General features: G+C 64.0%; 4 protein-coding genes. All 4 read right to left on the bottom strand.

What is annotated here, in order from left to right:
* Positions 1-1,058 (bottom strand): glycosyltransferase family 2 protein (locus NKI88_RS31480; protein WP_352659276.1); only part of this gene is annotated, 1,058 nt, incomplete at its 3' end.
* Complete coding sequence (locus tag NKI88_RS31485) at positions 1,058-2,095, bottom strand: HEAT repeat domain-containing protein (protein WP_352659278.1); 1,038 nt, start codon at positions 2,093-2,095, stop codon at positions 1,058-1,060. The genes NKI88_RS31480 and NKI88_RS31485, both read right to left, overlap by 1 nt.
* Positions 2,096-2,097: 2 nt before the next feature.
* The gene (locus tag NKI88_RS31490; protein ID WP_352659280.1) at positions 2,098-3,840 is read right to left on the bottom strand and encodes a YaiO family outer membrane beta-barrel protein; all 1,743 of its coding nucleotides are present in this window, start codon (positions 3,838-3,840) and stop codon (positions 2,098-2,100) included.
* Positions 3,840-4,241 (bottom strand): response regulator transcription factor (locus NKI88_RS31495; protein WP_352659282.1); only part of this gene is annotated, 402 nt, incomplete at its 5' end. The genes NKI88_RS31495 and NKI88_RS31490, both read right to left, overlap by 1 nt.

Genomic DNA, 4,241 nt, shown 5'->3' on the forward strand with positions numbered 1-4,241 from the left:
AGGAAGCCAACGCGCCCATAGCGGGGGTTGAAGAGCATGGAGCGGTAACGGAAGAAGCATTCGAGCGCACCGCGCTGCCAGCGCGTACGCTGCCTTGCCAGAACGCGAAGTGACTCCGGCGCTTCGGTCCAGCACACCGGCTCAGGAATGAACTGGATGCTGTATCTTCGCTTGGTGTCCATCATGTGGCGATGCAGCTTGATCACGAGGTCCAAATCTTCACCCATCGACCCACTGGTGAAGCCGCCAACCGCCACAACTTCCGTGCGGCGAAACAGACCAAAGGCGCCGGACACCAGCATCAGCGAGTTGATGCGGCTCCACGCAAGCCGCGCCATGAGAAAGGCCCGCAAATATTCGACCACCTGCAGCAGCGGCAATAGCCGGCGCGGCAGCCGGACCTCGCGCACCCTGCCACCTTCGATCCTGGAGCCGTTGGCAATCCGAATCGTGCCGCCCACCGCGATGGTGCGCTCTGGATCGTCGATGAAGGGCTGCGCGGCACGCATCAACGCATCGGGCTCGAGGATGGAATCGCCGTCGATCACGCAAAACAGCGGCGCGCGGCAGACATTGATACCGGCATTCTGGGCATCGGCCTTGCCGCCATTTTCCTTGTCGACCACGAACAGCCGTTCGGTAATCAACGAGGAATAGAGCCCGCGAATCGGCTTGTGCGCCAGGGCGTCCTCATAAGGCCGGTGGAATTTCACCAGCTTGAAGCCTTCGATAAGGCGCTGCAGAGTCTGATCCTTCGAGCCGTCATTGATGACGATCACCTCGAAATTCGGATATTCGAGCGCCAGCATCGAGTGCACGCTCTCGACTACGTTAACTTCCTCATTGTAGGCAGGCACCAGCAGCGCGATCGGCGGCGCGACGTCGCCGTAACGGTGCCACAGCAGGGCCGATCGCGCGACCGGCGGGCGCTTGGACAGCGCGTAGGCGGCAATGATGAGTTGCAGGAGGTATACCGCCGTCTGCGCCAGCCCTGCCCCAATGATGAACCAGGACAGGATGGAGGCACCCAGGACGATCTCTTGGCTCCAGTCGAACATCACGCGGCCGGCCCCTCGGCAAGGATCAGTGAGGCCGTGCGCTGGCGGCGCGAGACCTCGCTGGCGGCGATCTCGCGCAGCACCTGTTCTCCCTGCTGGCCGAGCGAGCGCAATGCGTTAGCGGCGGCATAGCGCACGGTCCATGCCTCGTCGTCCATCAGCTGAGCGAGCGGCGCGGCGAGTTCAAACAGGCCGAGGCGGCCCGCTGCATCGGCAGCGTCGGCACGCACATCCCAGCCGCCATCTTCCATTGCCTTGGCCAGGATGGCCGGCGCATTGGCATGTCCCGTCAGGCCGAGTGCCCGCAATGCGGCTGCGGCGACCTCCGGTGACGGATCGCCAGCCGCGCGAGCAAAGAACTCACCAAACCGGAGGCCTCCGTTGCGAGCAAGCGCATCGATTGCCGCCGCCCTGATAAAAGGCACTGCGCCCTCACGGCTGCCGTAATCCTCAAGCTCGTCGAACCGCTTTGACGGAAAGCGCCTGAAAAGCTCGATCACGCGCCGCGAGCGCTGCCCCGCCACGCCGATCTTGCGTAGCGTTATGACCAGCGGCGGCAGGGCGCCGATATCGCACAGCGCAATGGCGACGGCGATCCTGACCTCGCGCGATCGGTCGCGATGGAGCGCCGAAAGCAGGTTTGCCACCGCGTCCTCCGAACGCAGCGCCCCCAGCATCTCGGCCGCGTGGATGCGTTCGGCGCCGTTGCCCTTTTCAAGCTGGGTGCCGACAAGGGTCGGCAGGCCACATTCGTTGAAGGCTGAAAGCAGCTCGTCGTGCTCCTCGCCGCGCAGCAGCGAGATAAACTCGAAGCCGGCATCGATCGCCACCCTTGCCGGCACCGCAAGCAGCGCCGTCTTCAATGCCTCGCGATCGCGATTTTCGGTGAAGGCGATCAGCGCCGTTAGAAGAAGGCGCCGCTGATCGGCGCCCGCCGTTCCCCGGCGCTCGTGCAGCACCCGGCGCCCGATCAGCAGAAGCATGATCACCAGGGAAAGGGCACTGAGCAGGATGGACAGGTACCAGACGTACAACATGATCAGAACCGCGCAGTCAGGCCGAGCCCGAATGTGGTTAGATCGAATGTCGGGCGCTGCTCATGGGCGAGGCTACTGCGCAGCGTCAGCGGGTCGGAAACGTCCCAGGAGATGCCCCCAAAGACGGTACGCGTAGGCACCAGCGTGCCGTCGGAGATCTCGGGGGCATCCCCAAAACCACCAAAAACATTGACGCTAGGGGTAACTGCAAGATCGACTCGCAGGACATAACCATCGGCGCGCGTGCCGATATCGTCGGCCGCGTGCACCCATCGCGCCGCAAGCCCGAGCCGGCCATCCAGGACATAGGCCTGCACCCAGGGCGAGATGGTGGTGATCTCGGTGTTGGCAAAATTGTCATAACGGGTATCGATGTTGAGCGAGAACGGACCGAACGTCTTTGCGGCGGCCAGGATTCGCCATGAAGCGCCGGCGCCTATCGAGGAGCGCGCCAGGAAATCGGCATCCGGCGTCACGGCCACCAGCGCATACGCGGAAACAGACGGCGAAAAGGCCTGGTCGATGCGGCCTTCGATCTGAAGGTCGGTGCGGCCATAACGGTTCGCCACTCGGGTGCGGCCGGAAATGGTCGTCCGCGGGGTGAGCCGATAGGCAAGGCCGGCCAAACTGTCGGTCCATTCGCCAAGCCCGTCGGTGAGCACGCTCACTTCGCTGCCCAGATCGAACCGCCATTTGCGCGGCGGTGGCGCGGCCAGCCTCTGCTCGATATCGTGTGAGCCAGGCTCGAGAGCAAGCGCCTGCCGGTAGGCGTCGCGCGCAGCGTTGTCGTCGCCACGCTCCCGGCGCAGGTCGCCAATTCCCACCAGCGCCTCGGCATTGCGCGGATCGATCGCCAGCACCCGCTGAAACGACTGCTCAGCCCGCGTGTAGTCCTGCTCGAGTAGGGAAACACGTGCGTCGAGAGCGATCGCCTCGGCGTTGCCAGGCACATCGCCAAGCACATCATCAATCATCGTGCGGGCGCGCGGCAGGTCGTTCTGCCAGATCGCCAGACGGACCTTGCCCAAACGGGCGTCGAGAAGGCCGGGCCTGATGCCCAGCGCCTGGTCTAAGAAATGTCCGGCTTCGTCGAATTTCTGTTGGGATCCAGCCAGGAGACCCATGGCGACCAGGATGTCGGTGTTTTTCGGCGCCAGCCGCAGCGCTCGGCGATAGGCGTTCTCCGCCTCAGGCAATTGTCCTGCCGCCCGCAGTCTTTGGCCCTTCTCCATCAGGTCGGCGACGGGATCCGGCCGCGTAGGAAGCAGCCTCTTCCTCACGGTCGCAGGCTTCGCTTTGCTGCTGCCGGCTTGCTGGGCCTTGTGGATGCTGGCGACAAGCGTACTCGCATCGGCATTGTCGGGCTGGGCACGCGAGACTTTTTCGGCGAGGGGTAGCGCGGCGTCCAGATTGCCGGACCGGAACTCGACCTGAGCGATGCCCAAGCTGGCATCCAGATAGGTCGGCGCAAGCGCAAGCGCCTTGGAAAAGGCATCACGCGCCGCCGGCAGATTGTTGCGGCCAAGCTCTGCGAAGCCAAGTTGCACCAGGGCGTCGGCATTGTCGGGCTTGAGCTCCAGCGCACGCCGCAGCAGCTCCGCCGCCTCGTCGAAATGCTGGGCTTGCCTGGCCTTCACGCCGGAGGCATACAGTTCGGCGACCGTCTGGGCCAGCGCCGCGGCTGGCGCCGCTGCGACCGCCAGGAATGCGCATGCCGCAACGACGGCGCGCCGGCCGCGCCACATCAGCGTTTCCCGCTCTTTCGCGCCAGCAGACGCGCAAGCCGGGCGAGCAGTTCCTCGGGAATGAAGGGTTTCACAAGGTAGTCGTCGGCCCCCTTCTCAAGAGCGGAGACGATGTCTTTTTCGCCCTTGCGGGCGGTCAGCATGACCACCGGGATTTCCGACAAAGCCGGGTCGCTCTTTATGCGGGCAAGAACCTCCAGGCCGTCGGCCTTGGGCATCATCGCGTCGAGCACGACGATATCGGGTGCCTCATGCTCCGCCTTCAAGAGCGCTTCCGCCCCGTCTACTGCTTTGATGACCTCGTATCCCTTTGCCCTGAGCCTGAATTCCATCAGTTCGATCAAAAGGGGATCGTCATCGCAAATCAGAACTCTTGCCTTCGCTCCGTTCAACAGCCTTGC

It is taken from the genome of Mesorhizobium sp. M0317 (genome assembly GCF_040321555.1).
Lineage (GTDB): Bacteria > Pseudomonadota > Alphaproteobacteria > Rhizobiales > Rhizobiaceae > Mesorhizobium.

Bases quoted from the DNA above. Each gene is read 5' to 3' on its own strand.
- NKI88_RS31490 (WP_352659280.1), bottom strand. From the start codon at position 3,840: ATGTGGCGCGGCCGGCGCGCCGTCGTTGCGGCATGCGCATTCCTGGCG.
- NKI88_RS31485 (WP_352659278.1), bottom strand. From the start codon at position 2,095: ATGTTGTACGTCTGGTACCTGTCCATCCTGCTCAGTGCCCTTTCCCTG.